The 21,858-nt window shown below is 67.1% G+C and carries 19 protein-coding genes; 16 read left to right on the top strand and 3 right to left on the bottom strand.

Features of this window, described 5'->3' with window-relative positions; all coding sequences use genetic code 11:
- Window positions 1-15: 15 nt before the first annotated feature.
- From ACSHSS_RS10070 to ACSHSS_RS10060, 3 genes are all read left to right on the top strand, one after another.
- Window positions 16-1,362 (top strand): adenylosuccinate synthase, encoded by a 1,347-nt coding sequence (locus ACSHSS_RS10070; RefSeq protein WP_006417401.1) that lies wholly within the window; start codon window positions 16-18, stop codon window positions 1,360-1,362.
- A 7-nt stretch (window positions 1,363-1,369) separates the two neighbouring features.
- The gene (locus tag ACSHSS_RS10065; RefSeq protein WP_006399935.1) at window positions 1,370-1,966 is read left to right on the top strand and encodes a phosphoribosyltransferase; all 597 of its coding nucleotides are present in this window, start codon (window positions 1,370-1,372) and stop codon (window positions 1,964-1,966) included.
- A gap of 289 nt (window positions 1,967-2,255) precedes the next feature.
- Window positions 2,256-4,172: a potassium transporter Kup gene (locus tag ACSHSS_RS10060; RefSeq protein ID WP_006399937.1), complete on the top strand. Its 1,917-nt coding sequence runs from the start codon at window positions 2,256-2,258 to the stop codon at window positions 4,170-4,172.
- Window positions 4,173-4,289: 117 nt separating this feature from the next.
- Here ACSHSS_RS10060 and ACSHSS_RS10055 read toward each other — a convergent pair whose 3' ends face one another.
- Complete coding sequence (locus tag ACSHSS_RS10055) at window positions 4,290-6,614, bottom strand: Tex family protein (protein ID WP_445544914.1); 2,325 nt, start codon at window positions 6,612-6,614, stop codon at window positions 4,290-4,292.
- A 163-nt stretch (window positions 6,615-6,777) separates the two neighbouring features.
- Here ACSHSS_RS10055 and ACSHSS_RS10050 point away from each other — a divergent pair, with 163 nt between their 5' ends.
- The 3 genes from ACSHSS_RS10050 to ACSHSS_RS10040 all read left to right on the top strand — a co-directional run bounded on the left by ACSHSS_RS10050 (window position 6,778) and on the right by ACSHSS_RS10040 (window position 10,136).
- Window positions 6,778-7,527: a hypothetical protein gene (locus tag ACSHSS_RS10050; RefSeq protein WP_105843067.1), complete on the top strand. Its 750-nt coding sequence runs from the start codon at window positions 6,778-6,780 to the stop codon at window positions 7,525-7,527.
- Between the two features lie 76 nt (window positions 7,528-7,603).
- Window positions 7,604-7,819, top strand: coding sequence for a YdcH family protein (locus ACSHSS_RS10045; protein WP_006399940.1), 216 nt, complete (start codon window positions 7,604-7,606; stop codon window positions 7,817-7,819).
- 55 nt (window positions 7,820-7,874) lie between these two features.
- Window positions 7,875-10,136, top strand: coding sequence for an ATP-dependent DNA helicase (locus tag ACSHSS_RS10040; protein ID WP_060112428.1), 2,262 nt, complete (start codon window positions 7,875-7,877; stop codon window positions 10,134-10,136).
- Between the two features lie 129 nt (window positions 10,137-10,265).
- Here ACSHSS_RS10040 and ACSHSS_RS10035 read toward each other — a convergent pair whose 3' ends face one another.
- Window positions 10,266-11,090 (bottom strand): outer membrane protein assembly factor BamD, encoded by an 825-nt coding sequence (locus tag ACSHSS_RS10035; RefSeq protein WP_006399942.1) that lies wholly within the window; start codon window positions 11,088-11,090, stop codon window positions 10,266-10,268.
- Between the two features lie 41 nt (window positions 11,091-11,131).
- On the opposite strand from ACSHSS_RS10035, the gene ACSHSS_RS10030 reads away from it, so the two are divergent.
- From ACSHSS_RS10030 to phaR, 7 genes are all read left to right on the top strand, one after another.
- On the top strand, window positions 11,132-12,334 hold the full coding sequence (locus ACSHSS_RS10030; protein WP_217263117.1) for an RluA family pseudouridine synthase: 1,203 nt from the start codon (window positions 11,132-11,134) through the stop codon (window positions 12,332-12,334).
- A gap of 5 nt (window positions 12,335-12,339) precedes the next feature.
- Window positions 12,340-13,179, top strand: coding sequence for a peptidoglycan editing factor PgeF (gene pgeF, locus ACSHSS_RS10025; protein ID WP_175795315.1), 840 nt, complete (start codon window positions 12,340-12,342; stop codon window positions 13,177-13,179).
- A 3-nt stretch (window positions 13,180-13,182) separates the two neighbouring features.
- Complete coding sequence (locus ACSHSS_RS10020) at window positions 13,183-13,404, top strand: hypothetical protein (RefSeq protein ID WP_217263118.1); 222 nt, start codon at window positions 13,183-13,185, stop codon at window positions 13,402-13,404.
- 132 nt (window positions 13,405-13,536) lie between these two features.
- The gene (phaC, locus tag ACSHSS_RS10015; protein ID WP_445544913.1) at window positions 13,537-15,402 is read left to right on the top strand and encodes a class I poly(R)-hydroxyalkanoic acid synthase; all 1,866 of its coding nucleotides are present in this window, start codon (window positions 13,537-13,539) and stop codon (window positions 15,400-15,402) included.
- 99 nt (window positions 15,403-15,501) lie between these two features.
- Window positions 15,502-16,683 (top strand): acetyl-CoA C-acetyltransferase, encoded by a 1,182-nt coding sequence (locus tag ACSHSS_RS10010; protein WP_006399946.1) that lies wholly within the window; start codon window positions 15,502-15,504, stop codon window positions 16,681-16,683.
- Between the two features lie 105 nt (window positions 16,684-16,788).
- Window positions 16,789-17,529 (top strand): 3-ketoacyl-ACP reductase, encoded by a 741-nt coding sequence (locus ACSHSS_RS10005; protein ID WP_006399947.1) that lies wholly within the window; start codon window positions 16,789-16,791, stop codon window positions 17,527-17,529.
- A 118-nt stretch (window positions 17,530-17,647) separates the two neighbouring features.
- Window positions 17,648-18,214, top strand: a complete 567-nt coding sequence (gene phaR, locus ACSHSS_RS10000) for a polyhydroxyalkanoate synthesis repressor PhaR (protein WP_006399948.1) — start codon at window positions 17,648-17,650, stop codon at window positions 18,212-18,214.
- 121 nt (window positions 18,215-18,335) lie between these two features.
- Here the strand turns inward: phaR and ACSHSS_RS09995 are convergent, their stop codons facing one another.
- Complete coding sequence (locus ACSHSS_RS09995; RefSeq protein WP_006417214.1) at window positions 18,336-18,587, bottom strand: hypothetical protein; 252 nt, start codon at window positions 18,585-18,587, stop codon at window positions 18,336-18,338.
- A 249-nt stretch (window positions 18,588-18,836) separates the two neighbouring features.
- Between ACSHSS_RS09995 and rimO the strand changes: the two genes are divergently transcribed.
- The 3 genes from rimO (at window position 18,837) to ACSHSS_RS09980 (ending at window position 21,744) form a co-directional block, all read left to right on the top strand.
- Entirely contained in the window at window positions 18,837-20,186 is a 1,350-nt protein-coding gene (gene rimO / locus ACSHSS_RS09990; protein ID WP_445544912.1) for a 30S ribosomal protein S12 methylthiotransferase RimO, read from the top strand.
- Window positions 20,187-20,189: 3 nt separating this feature from the next.
- Window positions 20,190-21,116: a sugar kinase gene (locus ACSHSS_RS09985; protein ID WP_445544911.1), complete on the top strand. Its 927-nt coding sequence runs from the start codon at window positions 20,190-20,192 to the stop codon at window positions 21,114-21,116.
- Window positions 21,117-21,198: 82 nt separating this feature from the next.
- Entirely contained in the window at window positions 21,199-21,744 is a 546-nt protein-coding gene (locus tag ACSHSS_RS09980; protein ID WP_445544910.1) for a hypothetical protein, read from the top strand.
- Window positions 21,745-21,858 lie beyond the last annotated feature (114 nt).

Genomic DNA, 21,858 nt, shown 5'->3' with positions numbered 1-21,858 from the left:
AGCTAACGAATCAACATGTCTGCCAGCGCAGTGAACGTGACTCCCGGGCGCAACGTCGTCGTCGTGGGGACTCAATGGGGTGATGAAGGCAAGGGCAAGATCGTCGACTGGCTGACGGACCACGCTCAGGGCGTCGTGCGTTTCCAGGGCGGCCACAACGCCGGCCACACCCTCATCATCGGCGGCAAGAAGACGATCTTGCGCCTCATCCCGTCGGGCATCATGCGCGATGGCGTCGCGTGCTACATCGGCAACGGCGTCGTTCTGTCCCCGGAAGCGCTGTTCAAGGAAATCGGCGAGCTCGAAGAAGCGGGCGTGAACGTGCGCGACCGTCTGTTCATTTCCGAAGCCACGACGCTGATCCTGCCGTATCACATCGCGATCGACCAGGCGCGCGAAGCGCGCAAGGGCGCCGGCAAGATCGGCACGACGGGCCGCGGCATCGGCCCCGCGTACGAAGACAAGGTCGGCCGCCGCGCGCTGCGCGTGCAGGACCTGTTCGACGCGAAGACCTTCGCCGATCGCCTGCGCGAAAACCTCGATTTCCACAACTTCGTGCTGACGCAGTACCTCGGCGGCGCAGCCGTCGATTTCCAGGCGACGCTCGACACGATGCTCGGCTATGCCGACCGCCTGAAGCCGATGGTGGCCGACGTGTCGCGCCGTCTGTACGACGCGAACAACGCGGGCCAGAACCTGCTGTTCGAAGGCGCGCAGGGCACGCTGCTCGACATCGATCACGGCACCTATCCGTTCGTCACGTCGAGCAACTGCGTTGCCGGCGCGGCCGCGGCGGGCGCGGGCGTCGGTCCGCAGAAGCTGAACTACATCCTCGGCATCACGAAGGCATACTGCACGCGCGTCGGCTCGGGTCCGTTCCCGAGCGAGCTGTACGATGCCGATAATCCGAAGCGCCAGGATCAGGTCGGCGTCACGCTCGCGAACGTCGGCAAGGAATTCGGCTCGGTCACCGGCCGTCCGCGCCGCACCGGCTGGCTCGACGCGGCCGCGCTGCGCCGCTCGATCCAGATCAACGGCGTGTCGGGCCTCTGCATGACGAAGCTCGACGTGCTCGACGGTCTCGACGAAGTCCGGCTGTGCGTCGGCTACAAGATCGACGGCAAGGACGCCGACATCCTGCCGCGTGGCGCCGCCGATGTCGCACGCTGCGAACCGGTGTACGAAACGTTCGAAGGCTGGAAGGAAAGCACGGTCGGCATCAAGACGTGGGACGCGCTGCCGGCGAACGCGCAGGCTTACCTGACGCGCGTCCAGGAAGTGGCCGGCGTGCCGATCGACATGGTGTCGACCGGCCCGGACCGCGACGAAACGATCCTGCTCCGCCATCCGTTCAAGGTGTAATTTCCAGATGACGCAGCAAAACACGATCAAGGCGGCCGACCTGATGACGGATCCGCGTAACGACGACAAGAACCTCTGGGTGGGCTGGGACGAATATCACCGGCTCATCGAACTGCTCGCGCTGCAGGTGCACGAGTCGGGCTGGAAGTTCGACCAGATCCTGTGCCTCGCGCGCGGCGGCCTGCGTGTCGGCGATCAGCTTTCGCGCATCTACGACGTGCCGCTCGCGATTCTCGCGACGAGTTCGTATCGCGAAGCGGCCGGCCGCGAGCAGGGCGAGCTCGACATCGCGCAGTACATCACGATGACGCGCGGCAACCTCGCGGGCAACGTGCTGCTCGTCGACGATCTGGTCGACTCGGGCGTCACGCTCGCGCGCGTGCAGGAGCACCTGAAGGAGCGTTATCCGGCCGTCACGGCCGTGCGCTCGGCGGTGCTCTGGTACAAGGGTTGCTCGAAGGTCAAGCCCGACTACCACACGCAGTTCCTGCCGACGAACCCGTGGATCCATCAGCCGTTCGAGGAGTGGGACACCGTGCGTCCGCACAACCTCGAAGCGTGGATCAAGCGCGGTCGCGCGCAGCGCGACGGCGCGGGCGCGTAAGCGCGCCGGTCGATCGACGAAAGCCTCGTACGGCGCCGCTTGCGGCGCCGTTTTCGTTTGCGGGCCGGGCGCCCGCCGTGCAGTCGCGCCGTGCACGCCCGCCGTGCACCCCGATAGGCAGACGGTGCGGCCCCGGCTATGATGGCAGCCCTGCCACAGCTCGCGCCGCAATGCATGTGCGCGATCGGTTACGTGGCTTCGGGGCAACACGGCGGCGCGGTGTTTGCGGGACGCGCGGGTAGAATAGCGCTCGTTTTGTCCGAATCCGGACCCGATTATTACGCTTCATATGAACGATACGACCCACGCGGCCGACGCCGCTCACGCGCCGCACCCGATGCACCAACACTCGCTGCGGGCGCTGGCGATAGCGGCCATCGGCGTGGTGTTCGGCGACATCGGCACGAGCCCGTTGTATTCGCTGAAGGAGGCGTTCAGCCCCGCGCACGGGATTCCGCTCACGGAAAGCTCGATCCTCGGCGTGATCTCGCTGCTGTTCTGGGCGATCATCCTCGTGGTCGGCGTCAAATATCTACTGTTCGTGATGCGGGCCGACAACAACGGCGAGGGCGGCGTGCTCGCGCTGATGGCGCTGTCGCTGCGGCCGCTCGACCCGAAGACGCGTGTCGCGGGTGCGCTGATGGCGCTCGGCATCTTCGGCGCGTGCATGTTCTACGGCGACGCGGTCATCACGCCGGCGATTTCGGTGATGTCGGCGGTCGAGGGTCTCGAGATCGCGACGCCGCATCTGTCGCATCTGGTGCTGCCGATCACGATCGTGATTCTGATCGCGCTGTTCTGGATCCAGCGTCACGGCACGGCAACGGTCGGCAAGCTGTTCGGCCCGATCATGGTGCTGTGGTTCATCGCGATCGCGGCGCTCGGCGTGTACCACATCGTGCGTGCGCCCGGCATCGTCGCGGCGATCAATCCGTACTACGCAGCGTCGTTCATGTCCGAGCACTTGCTGCAGGCCTATGTCGTGCTCGGTTCCGTCGTGCTGGTGCTGACCGGTGCGGAAGCGCTCTATGCGGACATGGGCCACTTCGGCGCGAAGCCGATCCGCCTCGCCGCATACGGGCTCGTGATGCCGTCGCTGGTGCTGAACTACTTCGGGCAGGGCGCGTTGCTGATCCAGAATCCGCGCGCGATCGAAAACCCGTTCTTCCTGCTCGCGCCCGACTGGGCGCTGCTGCCGCTCGTCGTGCTGTCGACCGTCGCGACCGTGATCGCGTCGCAGGCGGTGATCTCCGGCGCCTATTCGCTGACGTCGCAGGCGATCCAGCTCGGCTATGTGCCGCGCATGAAGGTGCTCCACACGTCCGAACTCGCGATCGGCCAGATCTACGTGCCGCTCGTGAACTGGCTGCTGCTGTTCGTGATCCTCTGCATCGTGATCGGCTTCAAGAGCTCCGACAACCTCGCGGCCGCGTACGGGATCGCCGTGACCGCGACGATGGTGATCACGACCGTGCTCGCATGCGTCGTGATGGTGAAGGTGTGGAACTGGAACCGGCTGCTGGTCGGCGCGATCATCGCCGTCTTCCTGACGATCGATCTCGGCTTTTTCGGCGCGAACCTACTGAAGGTCGCGCAGGGCGGCTGGCTGCCGCTCGGCATCGGCGCGCTGCTGTTCTTCCTGCTGATGACCTGGTACAAGGGCCGCCACATCGTCAAGGAGCGCACGGCCGCCGACGGCATTCCGCTCGAACCGTTCCTGCAGGGGCTGCTCGCGCATCCGCCGCACCGCGTGTCGGGCACCGCGATCTATCTGACCGGCAACGACAAGCTCGTGCCCGTGAGCCTGCTGCACAACCTGAAGCACAACAAGGTGCTGCACGAGCGCACGCTGTTCATGACGTTCGTCACGCGCGACATCCCGTACGTGCGCGACGACAAGCGGCTGAGCGCGCGCGACGCGGGCGGCGGCCTGTACATCGTGAAGGCCGAGTACGGGTTCAACGAGACGCCGGACGTGAAGGCCGTGCTCGAAGAGTTCGGCCGCACGCACGACATGACGTTCGAGCTGATGGACACGTCGTTCTTCCTCGCACGCGAGACGGTCGTGCCGACGCAACTGCCCGGCATGTCGATCTGGCGCGAGCGCGTGTTCGCGTGGATGCACCAGAACGCCGCGAAGCCGACCGACTTCTTCGCGATTCCGGCGAACCGCGTCGTCGAGCTCGGCACGAAGATCGAAATCTGAGCGCCAGGTGGCGTGCGCGATCGCGCATGCCGCTTGGCGGCTCGCTTGCCGAGACGCTGCGCCAACAAAAAGCCCGCCTGACGGCGGGCTTTTCTCATTGCGGCGCGATCCGCACGCTCAGCGCTGCTTGAGCTTCGCGAACGCGGCGGCCATCGCGCCGGCCGCTTCGGGTTCGCGCGCGCGGGGCGGGCGGGCGCCGCCGCGCGGGGCGTTGCCGCGCTCCTGCGTGCCGCGCGACGACAGGCCGGGCGCCGCTTCGTCGTCGAGCCGCATCGTCAGCGAGATGCGCTGGCGCTTCACGTCGACGTCGAGCACCTTGACCTTCACGACCTGGCCGGCCTTCACGACTTCGTGCGGATCCTTGATGAACTTCGTCGACATCGCGGATACGTGGACGAGCCCGTCCTGATGGACGCCGATGTCGACGAACGCACCGAATGCGGCGACGTTCGTCACGACGCCTTCGAGCGTCATGCCCGGCACGAGGTCCGACACCTTCTCGACGCCTTCGCGGAACGTCGCGGTCTTGAACTCCGGACGCGGATCGCGGCCGGGCTTCTCGAGCTCGGACAGGATGTCGCGCACCGTCGGCAGGCCGAAACGTTCGTCGACGAATTCGGCGGGCGACAGGCCCGACAGCGCGTCGCGATTGCCGAGCACGTCGTCGATGCGCTTGTTGATCTTCGCGAGGATCCGCTCGACGACCGGATACGCCTCCGGGTGCACCGACGAGCGGTCGAGCGGATTCTCGCCGCCGTTGATCCGCAGGAAGCCGGCGGCCTGCTCGAACGTCTTGTCGCCGAGGCGCGGCACCTTACGCAGGTGCTCGCGCGACGGGAACGGGCCGTTCGCGTCGCGGTAGTCGACGATGTTGCGCGCGAGCGTCGCGTTCAGCCCCGACACGCGCGCGAGCAGCGGCGCCGATGCGGTGTTGGCGTCGACGCCGACCGCGTTCACGCAGTCTTCGACGACCGCGTCGAGCGAGCGCGCGAGCTCGCGCTGATTCACGTCGTGCTGATACTGGCCGACGCCGATTGCCTTCGGCTCGATCTTGACGAGTTCGGCGAGCGGATCCTGCAGCCGGCGCGCGATCGACACGGCGCCGCGCAGCGATACGTCCAGTTCCGGGAATTCCTTGGCCGCGAGTTCGGACGCCGAGTAGACCGACGCGCCGGCTTCCGACACGACGATCTTCTGCAACCGCAGTTCGGGGTGCTTCGCGATCAGTTCGCTCGCGAGCTTGTCGGTTTCGCGCGACGCGGTGCCGTTGCCGATGCTGATCAGTTCGGCCCGCGTCTGCGCGGCGAGGCGCGCGAGCTTCGCGATCGAGCCGTCCCAGTCGCGGCGCGGTTCATGCGGATAGATCGTGTCCGTCGCGAGCAGCTTGCCGGTGCGGTCGACGACGGCGACCTTCACGCCGGTGCGCAAGCCGGGGTCGAGACCGATCACGGCCTTCGGGCCGGCCGGCGCCGCGAGCAGCAGATCCTTCAGGTTGCGCGCGAAGACACGGATCGCCTCGGTTTCGGCCGTTTCGCGCAGCTGCGTCAGCAGCTCGTTCTCGATATGCGGCTGAACCTTCACGCGCCAGCACCAGCGACACACGTCGCTCAGCCATTTGTCGGCCGGGCGATTCTGGTTCGCGATCCCGAAATGGCGCGCGATCATCGCTTCGCCGGGATGCGGCACCTGCGCGTCGAGTTCCTCGCCGAGGCCCAGCCGGATCGTCAGCACGCCGGCGTTGCGGCCGCGGAACAGTGCGAGCGCACGGTGCGACGGCACGGTCTTCAGCGTCTCCGCGTAGTCGTAATAGTCGCGGAACTTCTCGTCTTCTTCGTTTTCCTTGCCCTCGACGACCGCCGACGACACGACGCCGCGATCGTGCAGATAGTCGCGCAGCTTGCCGAGCAGCTCGGCCGTCTCGCCGAACTGTTCGGACAGGATGTCGCGCGCGCCGTCGAGCGCGGCCTTCACGTCCGCGACGCCCTTGTCGGCATCGACGTACGCGGCCGCCTCGGTTTGCGGATCGAGCATCGGATTGGCGAGCAGCGCCTGCGCGAGCGGCTCGAGACCCGCTTCCCGCGCGATCTGGGCGCGCGTGCGGCGCTTCGGCTTGTACGGCAGATAAAGGTCTTCGAGCACCTGTTTGCTGTCGGCCGCATCGATTGCCGCACGCAGTTCGTCGGTCAGCTTGCCCTGTTCCTCGATGCTCGACAGGATCGCCGCGCGGCGATCCTCGAGTTCGCGCAGATACAGGAGGCGCTCTTCGAGCTGGCGCAGTTGCGTGTCGTCCAGGTTGCCGGTCACTTCCTTCCGATACCGGGCAATGAACGGAACGGTCGAGCCTTCGTCGAGAAGTTGCACCGCGGCCGCGACCTGGCGCGGCTGGACGGACAGTTCGGTGGCGATGCGCTGTACGATCTTGAGTGCTACGGTTTCCGTCATGTCGTTGATGAGCTTCTGCCTGCTGAAATCGCGGCGCGGGCCGGCATGCCCGGCGCGGCGGGCTGCATGGCGGGCCCGCCGGACCAGATGCCGCGGGTGAGTGAAGCGGGGCATTTTGCCATAAATGGCAGAGCGTCCAGCCGGGGGTGATAGAATTTGACACATGTCCCGCAGCTTTCCTACGACGTTGCCAACTTCCCGTTTTTCTCTCGTCGCGCTCGGCGCAGCGCTTGCCGCCGCTTTGTCCGTCGGCACGTCCGGCGTGTATGCGCAGGCCTCGGCCGTCGCGGCCGATAGCGCCGCGTCGGCGCCTGCCGCGCCCGGTCTCTCGGACGATTTTGCCGCCCGTCAAAAAGTGCTCGATCAACGTTCCGCGGAAAACGATTATCGTTATGCGGTGGCCGAGCACGATTGCTACAGCCGGTTCTTCGTCAATCACTGCCTGGGCGTCGCACGCGACAAGATGCGCGAGGAGCGCGCGAGCATCCGGCAGGCGCAGCTCGCGCTCGACGACGAGCAGCGCGCGGTGCGTGCGAAGCAGCGCGACGAGCAGATCGCGCTGAAGCAGGCGCAGAACGCGGCGGAGGCGCCGCAGCGCGCCGCGAACGAGGCGGCGAACGCGGCCGCGTTCCGCGACAAGCAGGAGCAGAATGCGCTGAAGCAGGCGCAGCGCGGCGCGGAGGCGCCGCAGCGCGCGGCGAACAAGCAGGCGTACGACCAGAAGCAGGCCGATTTCCAGCGCAAGCTCGACGAGGCGCACGCCCAGGCCGCGCAGAAGGCGCAGGCACGTGCGGAGAACGCGGCGCGCTACGAGCAGAAGCAGAAGGAGGCGGCGCAGCACAAGGCCGAGGTCGAGCAGCGTCAGCGGGAAGCGGCCGAGAAGGCCAAGCAGCAGCAACAGCAGGGGCAGTAACGTGTTGGGTTGATCCGGAAACAGCTCGTGCGCGTCGGCACGCCGGTCGGCGCGTTGCTTCGATGAGGAGGCGTATATGCAAAACCGTCACGCGGAACAGCAGCAGGAATTGCACAACCGTTTGGCTGCATTGCAGGAACAGCACCAGCAGCTCGCTCGCGAGATCGAACTGAAGGAAGGCCGCTCCGATATCGACGACCTCACGTTGCACAGGCTGAAGAAGGAAAAGCTGCTGGCCAAAGACAAGATCATCATGCTGCAATCGCAGCTCGAACCGGATAAGCGCGCCTGAGCGCGGCCTGGCAAGCGCCGGCGCCGCCCGGGCGCTGGATACAGGAACGCTTGCCTTGAATTCACCGCTTGAAGCCACCCCCGATGCCCGGCGCGACGCGTCGCCCGGGCGCGTTCGTGCGTCCGAAGGCACCTTCGAACTGAGCCGCAAGCGCGTCGACGAACTCGACGCGATTTTCGGCGAAGGCGGGTTGCTGGCGCGCGCGCTCGACGGCTATCGTCCGCGCGCATCGCAGATCGAGATGGCGCGTGCGGTCGCGTCCGCGATGGAGGCGTCCGCGCGCCGGATGCCGGAGCCGGAAATCTTCGAAGCGCGCAAGCGGCCGGCGCGCCGGCTCGGCGAAACGGGCGGCGGGGGCGGCGCGGGCGGTGCCGCCGACGCCGGCGCGAGCGACGCCGCGAACGAAGCCGACGCCGATGCCGGCGACAACACGCTGATCGTCGAGGCCGGCACCGGCACGGGCAAGACCTATGCGTATCTCGTCCCGGCGATGCTGTGGGGCGGCAAGGTGATCGTGTCGACCGGCACGAAGCATCTGCAGGACCAGCTTTTCCTGCGCGACATTCCGACCGTGCGCAATGCGCTCGCCGTGCCGGTGACGGTCGCGATGCTGAAGGGCCGCGCGAACTACCTGTGCCACTACTATCTGCAGCGCACCGCGGACAACGGCCGCCTGCCGTCGCGGCAGGACACCGCGTATCTGCAGGAGATCGTCCGTTTCGCGAAGATCACGAAAAGCGGCGACAAGGCCGAGCTCGCGAGCGTGCCGGAGACGGCGCCCGTATGGTCGATGGTCACGTCGACGCGCGACAACTGCCTCGGCCAGGAGTGTCCGCACTACAAGGAATGCTTCGTGATGCAGGCGCGGCGCGAAGCACAGCAGGCCGACATCGTCGTCGTCAACCACCACCTGTTCTTCGCGGACATCATGCTGCGCGACACCGGCATGGCCGAGCTGCTGCCGAATGCGAACACGGTGATCTTCGACGAAGCGCATCAGCTGCCGGAGACGGCGACGCTGTTTTTCGGCGAGACGCTGTCGACGACGCAGATTCTCGAACTCGCGCGCGATACGGTCGCCGAGGGCCTCAGTCACGCGCGCGACGCCGTCGAATGGGTGAAGCTCGGCGGCGCGCTCGAACGCGCGGCGCGCGACGTGCGGCTCGCGTTCGCCGACGATCAGATCGTGCGGATGTCGCTCGCGCAACTCGGCGACGATCATCCGCTGTTCGCCGCGCTCGATGCGCTCGAAGCGGCGCTCGACGCGCTGGCTTCGGCGCTCGCGAGTCAGGCCGAACGCGCGGAATCGCTCGGCGCGTGCCTGCGGCGCGCGCGCGAGCTGCAGGATCTGCTCGCGGGCTGGGTCGCGCCCGGCGCGGCCGAGGCCGCTGCACAGGCCGATGCGGCCGCCGCCGGCGACGCGGCAGCCGCGGCCGGCGATCCGAACGAGAAGGTGCGCTGGGTCGAGGTGTTCGCGCATACGGTGCAATTGCACGAAACGCCGCTGTCGGTCGCGCCGATCTTCGCGAAGCAGCGCGCGGGCGTGCCGCGCGCGTGGATCTTCACGTCGGCGACGCTGTCGGTGCGCGGCGACTTCACGCACTACGCGGCGCAGATGGGCCTGAGCTCGCGCCGTTCGATGACGCTCGCGAGCCCGTTCGACTACCAGACGCAGGGGCTGCTGTACGTGCCGCGCAATTTGCCGCAGCCGTCGTCGCCGGCGTTTACCGACGCCGTGTTCGATGCGGCGCTGCCGGCGATCGAGGCCGCGGGCGGCGGCGTGTTCATGCTGTGCACGACCTTGCGTGCGGTCGACCGGATCGCCTCGAAACTGCGCGACGTGATCGAATCGCGCGGCTGGAACACGCCGCTGCTCGTGCAGGGCGATGCGAGCCGGACCGAACTGCTCGACCGCTTCCGTGCGTACGGCAATGCGATCCTCGTCGGCAGCCAGAGCTTCTGGGAAGGCGTCGACGTGCGCGGCGACGCGCTGTCGCTCGTCGTGATCGACAAGCTGCCGTTCGCGCCGCCCGACGATCCCGTGCTGGCCGCGCGGCTCGACGCGCTCGCGAAGAAGGGCTTGAGCCCGTTCGCCGTGCATCAGTTGCCACAGGCCGTCATCACGCTGAAGCAGGGCGCCGGGCGGCTGATCCGTGCGGAGACCGATCGCGGCGTGCTGATGATCTGCGACACGCGGCTCGTCGACAAGCCGTACGGCCGCCGGATCTGGCAGAGCCTGCCGCCGTTCAAGCGCACGCGCGAAATCGCGGTCGTGCAGGACTTCTTCGACGAGCAGCGCGCCGCGCGTCGCGCCTGACGGCAAGGGCGGCGTGTGCGGCCGCCGCCGGTCGCATCGCCGGCGGTCCGCGTCTCGCAGCAATGAAAAACCCGGCTCGCAGGCCGGGTTTTTCTATGGCTGCCGCGTTCGCGCGGCATGCGGCATCGCTCAGAACTGCCACCACGACTTCTTCGTGCCGGGACGCGCGCGGCCCGTGATGTACGGGCTGTCCGGGAACGTGCCCGCGAGCACGCGCTTCGTGTCTTCGGCGAGCTGCGGCTGATTCAGCTTTTGGTACGACAGGACCATGATGTGCAGCGCGTCCTCGATGGCCGGCGCGCCCTTGTAGTCCTTGATCGCGAGCTGGGCGCGGTTGATGGCCGCGACATACGCGCCGCGCCGATAGTAGTAGTCGGCCGCATGCACTTCGTGCGATGCGAGCGCGTTCACGATGTAGCGCATCCGTGCCGCTGCGTCCGGCGCGTACTTGCTCTTCGGATAGCGGTCGACGACGACCTTGAACGCGTCGTAGGACTCGCGCAGCGCCTGCGGGTCGCGCTCGCTCATGTCCTGCCCGGAGAAGCGGCCGAACAGCCCGAGATCGTCGTTGAAGTGGATCATCCCCTTCAGGTAGTACGCGTAGGCGATGTCGGGATGATCGGGATGGAGCTGGATGAAGCGGTCGACGGCCTGGTCGGCGGCGGCCGGTTCGTTGTCCTTCCAGTTGCAGTACGCGACGTTGATCTGCGCCTGCTGCGCGAAATGGCCGAACGGATCGCGACCTTGCAGCGCCTCGAAATATTTCGCGCACTTGCCCCAGTCGCCGCCGGACAGGGCGTCCTGGGCCTCTGAGTATAATTTGTTGTTCGACCAGGTAGCCGTCTCGTCCTGCTTCTGCGGCAAGCCGTGGCAGCCGGCGATGAGGGCCGCGGCCGCTACCGCCGCAGCCCGGGCGGCGACGGTTTTAGCCGTGCGTTTGGTCGAATTCGTCATGCTCGCATGTCCTAGCTTCAAGTCTCGGTGACCCAGTCTAAATGACCCGTTCAAGTTCGCAGAATGCCCGCTCGGGCACGTCAAATCGCGAAGATTATAGCCCAAGCGATCGGCCCGCCGACGCTGCCCTCGGGGATTCCCTCGACGACGATCTGATCGGCGACGCGTTGCAGCCGCCTGTTGCGCCGTCCGGCGGCAGCGACGATGCGCCGCGCGTCGTCGAAGTGCCCGCGTCGCTCGCGGGCGAGCGCCTCGACAAGGCGCTTGCCCAGTTGTTTCCCGAATTCTCGCGCAGCCGGCTGCAGAGCTGGATCGATGCGCAGCGCGTGCGCGTCGACGGCGCGCCGGCGAAGATCCGCCAGCCGGTGCCGCTCGGCGCGACGATCGAGCTCGTGCCCGATCTGCTGCCCGAACAGCTTGCGTTCGCACCCGAGCCGGTGCCGCTCGACATCGTCTACGAAGACGACGCGCTCGTCGTCATCAACAAGCCGGCCGGGCTCGTCGTGCATCCGGCGGCCGGCAACTGGAGCGGCACGATCCTGAACGGGCTGCTGCATCGCTACGGCGACGCCGCGGCCGGCCTGCCGCGCGCGGGCATCGTGCATCGGCTCGACAAGGAGACGTCCGGCCTGATGGTGGTCGCGCGCACGCTGGCCGCGCAGACCGATCTCGTGCGCCAGCTGCAGGCGCGCACGGTCAAGCGCCGCTATTTCGCGCTCGTGTGGGGTGCGATGCCCGACGAAGGGACGATCGACGCGCCGATCGGGCGCGATCCGCGCGAACGCACGCGCATGGCCGTCGTCACCGGCGCGTCGGGCAAGCCGGCGCGCACGCATTTCCGCACGGTTGACACATGCCTGTGGCAACGTCAGCCGGTGTCGGCGATCCAGTGCGATCTCGAAACGGGCCGCACGCATCAGATCCGCGTGCATTGTTCGCATGTCGGGCATCCGCTGCTCGGCGATCCGGTCTACGGACGCGCGCGCGGCAAGCGCTCGGTCGCACCGCTGCCGGGCGGCTTCGCACGGCAGGCGCTGCATGCATGGCGGCTCGGGCTCGTGCATCCGGTCACGGGCAGTGCGATGCAGTGGCGCTGTCCGCTGCCCGACGACATGACCGCGCTCGTCGAGGCGCTCGGTTTCGGGCAGAACGACGAGGAGTTCGACGATGACGGCATCGACGACGACGATTTCGGCGGCGATTATCACGACGACGTGTCCTATCCGGACGACGAGAGGGAGTAAAGCCGATGACGAACCCCACGCCGCTGAGCTGGCGGGACTGCGTGCTGCCGGACTGGCAGGTGTCGCCGCGCGTGCGCGCATTGATCACGACGCGCGACGGCGGCGTCAGCGAAGGGCCGTACGGCCGCTGGCAGGACGGCGCCGCGCTGCCGGGCGGCATGAATCTCGGCCTGCATACGGGCGACGATCCCGCGCATGTCGCGCAGAACCGCGCGCGACTGCTCGCGCTGACCGGGCAGCCGCGCGCCGCGTGGCTCGAGCAGGTGCACGGCGCGCAGATCGTGCGCGCGGACGAAGTGATCGCGTCGGCCGGCGACGGCGCGACGCCGGTGCAGGCCGACGCAAGCGTCACCGATCGCGCGGGCGCGGTGTGCGTCGTGATGGTGGCCGACTGCCTGCCCGTGTTGCTGTGCGATGCGCACGGCCGCGCGGTGGGCGCCGCCCATGCGGGCTGGCGCGGGCTCGCGGCCGGCATCGTCGAGCAGACGGCCGCGCGCGTCGCGGCGCTGGCCGGCGGCGCGGCGGCCGACGTCCATGCGTTTCTCGGCCCGGCGATCGGGCCGCGCGCGTTCGAAGTCGGTGCGGACGTGCGCGACGCGTTTCTCGACACGGCCACGCAGTCGGAGCATGATGAAACCCGTCGTGCGTTCGTCGCGATCGACGGCGCGCCGGGCAAGTATCTGGCCGATCTGTACGCGCTTGCGCGCGTGCGTGTCGCGCGGGCCGGCGTCGTGCACGTGAGCGGCGGCGACGCATGCACGCTCACCGAGCGCGCGCGTTTCTATTCGTATCGCCGCGACCGCGTGACGGGCAGGATGGCCGCGGCGATCTGGCTGGCCGATTGACCGATGCGTGCGCAGCTGGTTTGCTGCGCCGCGCAATCGATTTATCTCGATATTGATGCGGCAATGGTGGGCAGTATGCTTGACCGATTGAAAAATCCGGGAGTCGCGTTGGACAAAATGTTTTATGTTTCCCCGAAACCCTTGTCCTGCCTGTTTTCCGCCGATTATTGCGGTGTTCGAATGTTCGGTGGTTTGACGCACGGCTTCACATGGGGAAAACGATAATGATAAAAATACCGCACTGCGGCAGAATCTGGAGACGCCTCTCCAGGGCATGACGGCCCGGCTCGCAGCCGGCATGCCGCGCGCGAGCAGGATTTCGCGATTGACGCTCACGAATCACCGGTAAGGCAGGTAATGACAGCATCGAAAAATTCGTCGACGTCCGCTGCGGCGGGCACTTCCGCGGGCAATACGGGATTCGGTTCCGCCGCGCAGCCGATGCAGCAGATGTTCGAAGCTTGGCTGAACGCATGGCGCGATTTTGCCGATCCGGCGCGTGCCGCGACTGCGTCGCCCGCCGTCAATCCGTTCGCTTCGTTCCAGTTTCCGAAGTCGTTCCCGTTCCAGATGCCGTCGATGCCCGATTTCGGCGCGATGGCATCGCCGTTCGCGGGCCTCACGCTGCCGGTCGCGGCGATTCCGCCCGAGCGCCTGCAGAAGCTTCAGGCCGACTATGCGCGCGACTGCGTCGCGCTGATGCAGCAGGCGGCCGCAGCGAAGCTCGAGGCTCCCGAGCTGAAGGATCGGCGCTTCAGCGGCGACGCATGGAAGGCATCGCCGGCCCATGCATTCGCGGCCGCGTGGTATCTGCTCAACGCACGCTATCTGCAGGAACTCGCCGACGCGCTCGAGACCGATCCGAAAACGCGCGAGCGCATCCGTTTCGCCGTGCAGCAGTGGACGGCCGCCGCCGCGCCGAGCAACTTCCTCGCGCTGAATCCCGATGCGCAGAAGTCGATTCTCGAAACGCAGGGCGAAAGCCTGCGGCAGGGGATGATGAACCTGCTGGGCGATCTGCAGCGCGGCAAGATTTCGCAGACCGACGAATCGCAGTTCGTCGTCGGCAAGAACCTCGGGTGCACGGAAGGCGCGGTCGTCTACGAGAACGACCTGATCCAGCTGATCCAGTACACGCCGAAGACCGCGAAGGTGTTCGAGCGGCCGCTGCTGATCGTGCCGCCGTGCATCAACAAGTTCTACATCCTCGATCTGCAGCCCGAGAACTCGCTCGTCGCGCACGCGGTGTCGAGCGGCCATCAGGTGTTTCTCGTGTCGTGGCGCAATGCCGATGCGTCGGTCGCGCACAAGACGTGGGACGACTACATGAACGAAGGGCTGCTCGCCGCGATCGACGCGGTGCAGCAGGTGAGCGGACGCGAACAGATCAATACGCTCGGCTTCTGCGTGGGCGGCACGATGCTCGCGACCGCGCTCGCGGTGCTCGCCGCGCGCGGCGAACATCCGGCCGCGTCGATGACGCTGCTCACCGCGATGCTCGACTTCTCCGATACGGGCGTGCTCGACGTGTTCGTCGACGAGGCGCACGTGCAGATGTGCGAGCAGACGATCGGCGGCAAGAACGGGACGCCGCCCGGGTTGATGCGCGGCGTCGAGTTCGCGAACACGTTCTCGTTCCTGCGCCCGAACGATCTCGTCTGGAACTACGTCGTCGACAACTACCTGAAGGGCCGCACGCCGGCGCCGTTCGACCTGCTGTACTGGAACAGCGATTCGACGAGCCTGCCGGGGCCGATGTACGCGTGGTACCTGCGCAATACGTATCTCGAGAACAAGCTGCGCGAGCCGGGCGCGCTGACCGTCTGCGGCGAGCCGGTCGATCTGTCGCGCATCGACGTGCCGACCTTCATCTACGGGTCGCGCGAGGATCACATCGTGCCGTGGCAAACGGCCTATGCGTCGACGTCGATCCTCACGGGGCCGCTGAAGTTCGTGCTCGGCGCCTCGGGCCACATCGCCGGCGTGATCAATCCGCCCGCGAAGAAAAAGCGCAGCTATTGGGTCAACGACGACGACCTGCCGAGCGCCGCCGACGACTGGTTCGCCGGCGCGACCGAGCATCCGGGCAGCTGGTGGACGACCTGGATCGAATGGCTCGACCAGTACGGCGGCCGCAAGGTGGCAGCGCCGGCCGAGCTCGGCTCCGCGCAATTCCCGGTGATCGAACCGGCACCCGGCCGTTACGTATTGCAGCGCGATTGACGAAAGCCGGACAGCGGCGCACGCTGTCCGACGCACCGCAGTTTTTTTAACAGGGTCGGCAGCGACGCGCCGTGTCGCGCGGGCTCGGAGGAATGGAAAATGACGGACGTAGTGATCGTATCGGCCGCGCGGACCGCGGTCGGCAAATTCGGCGGCTCGCTGGCGAAGGTGGCGGCGCCCGAACTGGGCGCGACGGTGATCCGCGCGGTGCTGGAGCGCGCGGGCGTGAAGCCGGACCAGGTCAGCGAAGTGATCATGGGGCAGGTGCTGACCGCGGGTTCGGGCCAGAACCCGGCGCGCCAGTCGCTGATCAAGGCCGGACTGCCGAGCGCGGTGCCGGGGATGACGATCAACAAGGTGTGCGGCTCGGGGCTGAAGGCCGTGATGCTGGCTGCGAACGCGATCGTCGCGGGCGACGCGGAGATCGTCGTGGCGGGCGGGCAGGAGAACATGAGCGCGGCGCCGCACGTGCTGCCGGGCTCGCGCGACGGGTTCCGGATGGGCGACGCGAAGCTGGTCGACACGATGATCGTCGACGGCCTCTGGGACGTGTACAACCAGTACCACATGGGCATCACGGCGGAGAACGTCGCGAAGGAATACGGCATCACGCGCGAAGAGCAGGACGCGTTCGCGGCGCTGTCGCAGAACAAGGCCGAAGCGGCGCAAAAGGCGGGGCGCTTCAATGACGAGATCGTGCCGGTGTCGATTCCGCAGCGCAAGGGCGAGCCGCTGCAGTTCGCGACCGACGAGTTCGTGCGTCACGGCGTGACGGCGGAGTCGCTCGCGGGGCTGAAGCCGGCGTTCGCGAAGGACGGCACGGTGACGGCGGCCAACGCGTCGGGCATCAACGACGGCGCGGCGGCGGTGCTCGTGATGTCGGCGCAGAAGGCCCAGGCGCTGGGCCTGACGCCGCTCGCGCGGATCAAGGCGTATGCGAACGCGGGCGTGGATCCGAGCGTGATGGGGATGGGCCCGGTGCCGGCGTCGCGTCGATGCCTGGAGCGTGCGGGCTGGACGCCGGGCGATCTGGATCTGATGGAGATCAACGAGGCGTTTGCGGCGCAGGCGCTGGCCGTGCACAAGCAGATGGGCTGGGACACGTCGAAGGTGAACGTGAACGGCGGGGCGATCGCGATCGGTCACCCGATCGGCGCATCGGGCTGCCGGATCCTGGTGACGCTGCTGCACGAGATGGTCAAGCGCGATGCGAAGCGCGGGCTCGCGTCGCTCTGCATCGGCGGCGGGATGGGCGTCGCGCTGGCGGTCGAACGTCCGTAACGGGCGAACCGTATCCCGGCGCCGGCCGGCCCAGCATCGGCCGGCGCCGTGTGAAGTCGGAGGGCGCTTCGGCGGCCCTCGAAACCCAAAAATGGAGTGAGATTTATGTCTCAGCGAATTGCGTACGTAACGGGCGGGATGGGCGGCATCGGCACCAGCATCTGCCAGCGTCTGTCGAAAGACGGCTTCAAGGTGGTCGCAGGCTGCGGCCCGAACTCGCCGCGCCGCGTGAAGTGGCTCGAGGAGCAGAAGGCGCTCGGGTTCGACTTCATCGCGTCGGAAGGCAACGTCGGCGACTGGGACTCCACGAAGGCGGCATTCGACAAGGTCAAGGCCGAAGTCGGCGAAATCGACGTGCTGGTGAACAATGCGGGCATTACGCGCGACGTCGTGTTCCGCAAGATGACGCACGAAGACTGGACTGCCGTCATCGATACCAACCTGACGAGCCTGTTCAACGTGACGAAACAGGTGATCGACGGGATGGTCGAGCGTGGCTGGGGCCGCATTATCAACATTTCGTCGGTGAACGGCCAGAAGGGGCAATTCGGCCAGACCAACTACTCGACCGCAAAGGCCGGCATTCACGGCTTCACGATGGCGCTCGCGCAGGAAGTCGCGACGAAGGGCGTGACCGTCAACACCGTGTCGCCCGGTTATATCGGCACCGACATGGTGAAGGCGATCCGCCCCGACGTGCTCGAGAAGATCGTGGCGACGATTCCGGTGCGCCGTCTCGGCACGCCGGAGGAAATCGGCTCGATCGTCGCGTGGCTCGCGTCGAACGATTCCGGCTTCGCGACGGGCGCCGACTTCTCGCTGAACGGCGGCCTGCACATGGGCTGAACCCGCGGGCTGCGCGGATCGAACAGCGCGCGGCCCCGGGCTTTCCGAAGCGCCCCGCCACCCGGTTCCGGGCGGCGGGGATTCGTCACTTGCGCTACGCTGCACTCAAAGGCGTTACATGACTACTACAAAGAAGACGGCCGAGCGGCTCATCAAGAAATATCCGAACCGCCGGCTCTACGATACCGAGACGAGCACGTACATCACGCTTACCGACGTGAAGCAACTCGTGCTGGACCAGGAGGATTTCAAGGTCGTCGATGCGAAGTCGAACGAAGACCTGACGCGCAGCATCCTGCTGCAGATCATCCTCGAGGAGGAAAGCGGCGGCGTCCCGATGTTCTCGTCGTCGATGCTGTCGCAGATCATCCGTTTCTACGGACACGCGATGCAGGGCATGATGGGCACGTACCTGGAAAAGAACATCCAGGCGTTCATCGACATCCAGCACAAGCTCGCGGATCAGTCGAAGAACCTGTACGAAAACAACGCGATGAATCCCGAGATCTGGTCGCAGTTCATGAACATGCAGGCGCCGATGATGCAGGGGATGATGACCAGCTACATCGAGCAGTCGAAGAACATGTTCGTGCAGATGCAGGAACAGATGCAGAACCAGGCGAAGTCGATGTTCGCGACGTTCCCGTTCAAGCAGCCGGGCGCATCGGAGCCCGAGAAGAAGTAACGCGCGTACGCGGCTGGCCGGCTAGCCGCGGCGGCAAGCGCCGCCGAACGGCCGGCGCCGCGACGTGCGGCACGCGTGCAGCGTCGGCGCCGCGGCACGCCGCCGGCCCGCGGGCGCGCTCTCAGTACGCGGGATCGAGGTCCTGATCGTCGCCCGGCGGCAGGTCGAGCACCAGCTTGACGGCGCTGAAGTTCGCCTTCAGCGAGAACACGCGGCCGATCACGAGAAACGTCTGCGGCGAATGCTCGAGCTCGACGAAATCGCCCGGCTGCGGCAGGTGCGCGCTCTGATCGTACGAAAAGCTCGTGCTGGTTTGCTCGCCGATGGCTTCCGCGGCCTGGTCGGTGAACTCGATCGTGATGTGGGTTGTCATGCAGGGTTCCGTCGCTGTTGCGTTGCAGGGATGAAGGTCTCGATTTTCGCATAGCGGCGGGGTGCGGTCGGGCCGTTTCGTTGGCGAATTCGCGCGGTGCGCGGGCAGGGCCGGCGCCGGGCCGCTCCGGCGCGGCAGCGTCCGTTGCCGAAAGGGCCGCATCGCTGCACGCATTCGCGGCCGGTTTTGGCTCGGCGAACCTAAATGGCTGTAAACTCACGGTTTTGCTGCCACGCCCCCACACTCCCGATGTCTCAATCCCCCAAAGTCGGCTTCGTTTCCCTCGGCTGCCCGAAAGCGCTCGTCGACTCCGAACAGATCATCACCCAGCTGCGCGCCGAAGGCTATGAAATCTCCGGCACCTACGACGGCGCCGACCTCGTCGTCGTCAACACGTGCGGCTTCATCGACGAAGCCGTGCAGGAAAGCCTCGACGCGATCGGCGAAGCGCTGACCGAGAACGGCAAGGTGATCGTCACCGGCTGTCTCGGCGCGAAGAAGAGCGCGAGCGGCTCGGGCCTGATCGAGGAAGTGCACCCGAAGGTGCTCGCCGTCACGGGCCCGCATGCGGTCGGCGAAGTGATGCAGGCCGTGCACTCGCACCTGCCGAAGCCGCACGATCCGTTCGTCGATCTCGTGCCGCCGGCCGGCATCAAGCTCACGCCGCGTCACTATGCGTACCTGAAGATTTCCGAAGGCTGCAACCACCGCTGCACGTTCTGCATCATCCCGTCGATGCGCGGCGATCTGGTGTCGCGTCCCGTCGCCGAAGTGATGCTCGAGGCGGAAAACCTGTTCAAGTCCGGCGTGAAGGAACTGCTCGTGATCTCGCAGGACACGAGCGCGTACGGCGTCGACGTCAAATACCGCACGGGCTTCTGGAACGGCAAGCCGATCAAGACGCGCATGACCGATCTCGTCGCCGCGCTCGGCGAACTCGCCGCGCAGTACGGCGCGTGGGTGCGTCTGCATTACGTGTATCCGTATCCGAGCGTCGACGAAGTGATTCCGCTGATGGCCGAAGGTCCGTTCAAGGGCCACGTGCTGCCGTATCTCGACGTGCCGTTCCAGCACGCGCATCCGGAAGTGCTGAAGCGGATGAAGCGTCCGGCGAATGCCGAGAAGGTGCTCGAGCGCGTGCAGAAGTGGCGCGAGATCTGCCCGGATCTGACGATCCGCAGCACGTTCATCGCGGGCTTTCCGGGCGAGACGGAAGAACAGTTCGAAACGTTGCTCGACTTCATCCGCGAGGCGGAACTCGATCGCGTCGGCTGCTTCGCGTATTCGCCGGTCGAAGGCGCGAGTGCGAACGAACTCGACGGCGCGCTGCCGGACGACGTCCGCGAGGAACGTCGCGCGCGCTTCATGGAAGTCGCCGAGGAAGTGTCGGCCCGGCGCATCGCGCGCAAGGTCGGCAAGACGCTCAAGGTGCTGATCGACGAAGGCGGGATCGGACGCACGGCGGCCGATGCGCCGGAGATCGACGGCGTCGTCTATGTCGAGCCGGCGACCAAGGCATCGAAGCGCTACAAGGTCGGCGATTTCGTGTCGGTGAAGATCACCGGCGCGGACGGCCACGACCTGTGGGGCGAGGTGTAAGCGATGAGCGCCGCGTTTCCGGAGATCCTCGCGCTCGGCGAGGCGATGATCGAGTTCAACCAGGCGCAGCCCGGCCGTGCCGAGTTCCTGCAGGGCTTCGGCGGCGACACGTCGAACTTCTGCGTCGCGGCCGCGCGCCAGGGCGCGTCGACGGGCTTCGTGTCGGCCGTCGGCGACGATCCGTTCGGCCGGCTGCTCGGCGAACTGTGGGGCACCGAAGGCGTCGACACGCGCTTCGTGCGCATCGACCCTGGCGCACCGACGGGCGTCTATTTCGTCACGCACGGCGCGGACGGCCATCGGTTCGATTATCTGCGCGCCGGTTCGGCCGCGAGCCGCTACGCGCCGGCCGACCTGCCGCTCGATGCGCTGGCCGCCGCGAAGGCCGTGCATCTGTCGGGGATCAGTCTCGCGATCAGCACGAGCGCGTGCGATGCCGCGTTCGCGGCGATCGATCATGCGCGCGCGCATCGCGCGAAGGTCAGTTTCGACACGAATCTGCGTCTGAAACTGTGGCCGCTGCCGCGCGCGCGTGCGGTGATGCGCGAGGCGTTGCGCCACACCGATATCTGTCTGCCGAGCTGGGACGACGTGACGGCGCTGACCGGCGCGAACGATCGCGACGCGATCGTCGACGCGATGCTCGAACACGGGCCGCAGATCGTCGCGCTGAAGCTCGGCAAGGAAGGCGCCTACGTCGCGACGCCGCAGGAGCGGCGCGTGGTGCCGGGTTTCGCGGTCGAGGCCGTCGATGCGACCGGTGCGGGCGACTGCTTCGGCGGCGCGTTCGTCGCGCGGATCGTCGCCGGCGACGATCCGTTTGCGGCCGCACGCTATGCGAACGCGGCCGCCGCGCTGTCGACGACGGGCTACGGCGCGGTCGCGCCGATTCCGCGCCGCGACGCGGTCGAACGGCTGATGCAGGGCTGACGCGCGATGCCGCGTGCGGCCGCATGCCGCCGCGGCGTTCGCGCGCACGGGAAGCAAGGACTGGAGCAAGGAGCAACACAACGTGGGTCGACATTCGAAATCGCACCGGGCGCTCGTCGTCGCGGGGGCGCTGGCGGCCTGTTTCGCGATGCCGGGCGCGTCGGTCGCGCAGCCGCTGACGCCGGACGCCCGGCAGCAGGACGACACGGCACCCGCGCGGCCGCTGCGGCCGAATCCGGAGTTCGCGCGGCTGCCGCGCTACGAAGGGACGCTCGGCGGACGGCCGATCGTCGTGCATCTGGGGCCGAAGACGGACGAGGAGGGCGTGCACGGCGAATACCAGTTCGCGGACACCGGCGAGGTCATTCTGCTGGCCGGCGACCGCGATGGCGACACGCTCGAAGTCGAGGAATCGAACGACGGCACGAACATCACCGGCGTCTGGATCGGTCGGTTCGATGCAACGGGCGGCCTGAAGGCCGACCGGATGAACGCGGACGAATCCGATCCGCAGCCGGTCGTGCTGCGTGCGGCGCCCGGCAAGCGCGCGGCATTGCAGGTGCGCGACGGCCGCGTGCAGGAGATCGAAACGGTCGGCAACGTCGTCATGCTGCGCAGCGACGACTGACGTGCGCTGGCTTGGTTGGCGCGCCGCGCATTGTACCGGGCCAAACGCGGCGGTTTTGACTAACCTAGGGAAACGCTGATCAATGGACCAACTTCCGAAGTTGCAGGCGAGATG

The sequence above is a fragment of the Burkholderia sp. BC1 genome, from assembly GCF_052683555.1.
Note: the sequence above shows the minus strand (reverse complement) of the source record. Positions and strands in the feature narration are given on the sequence as shown.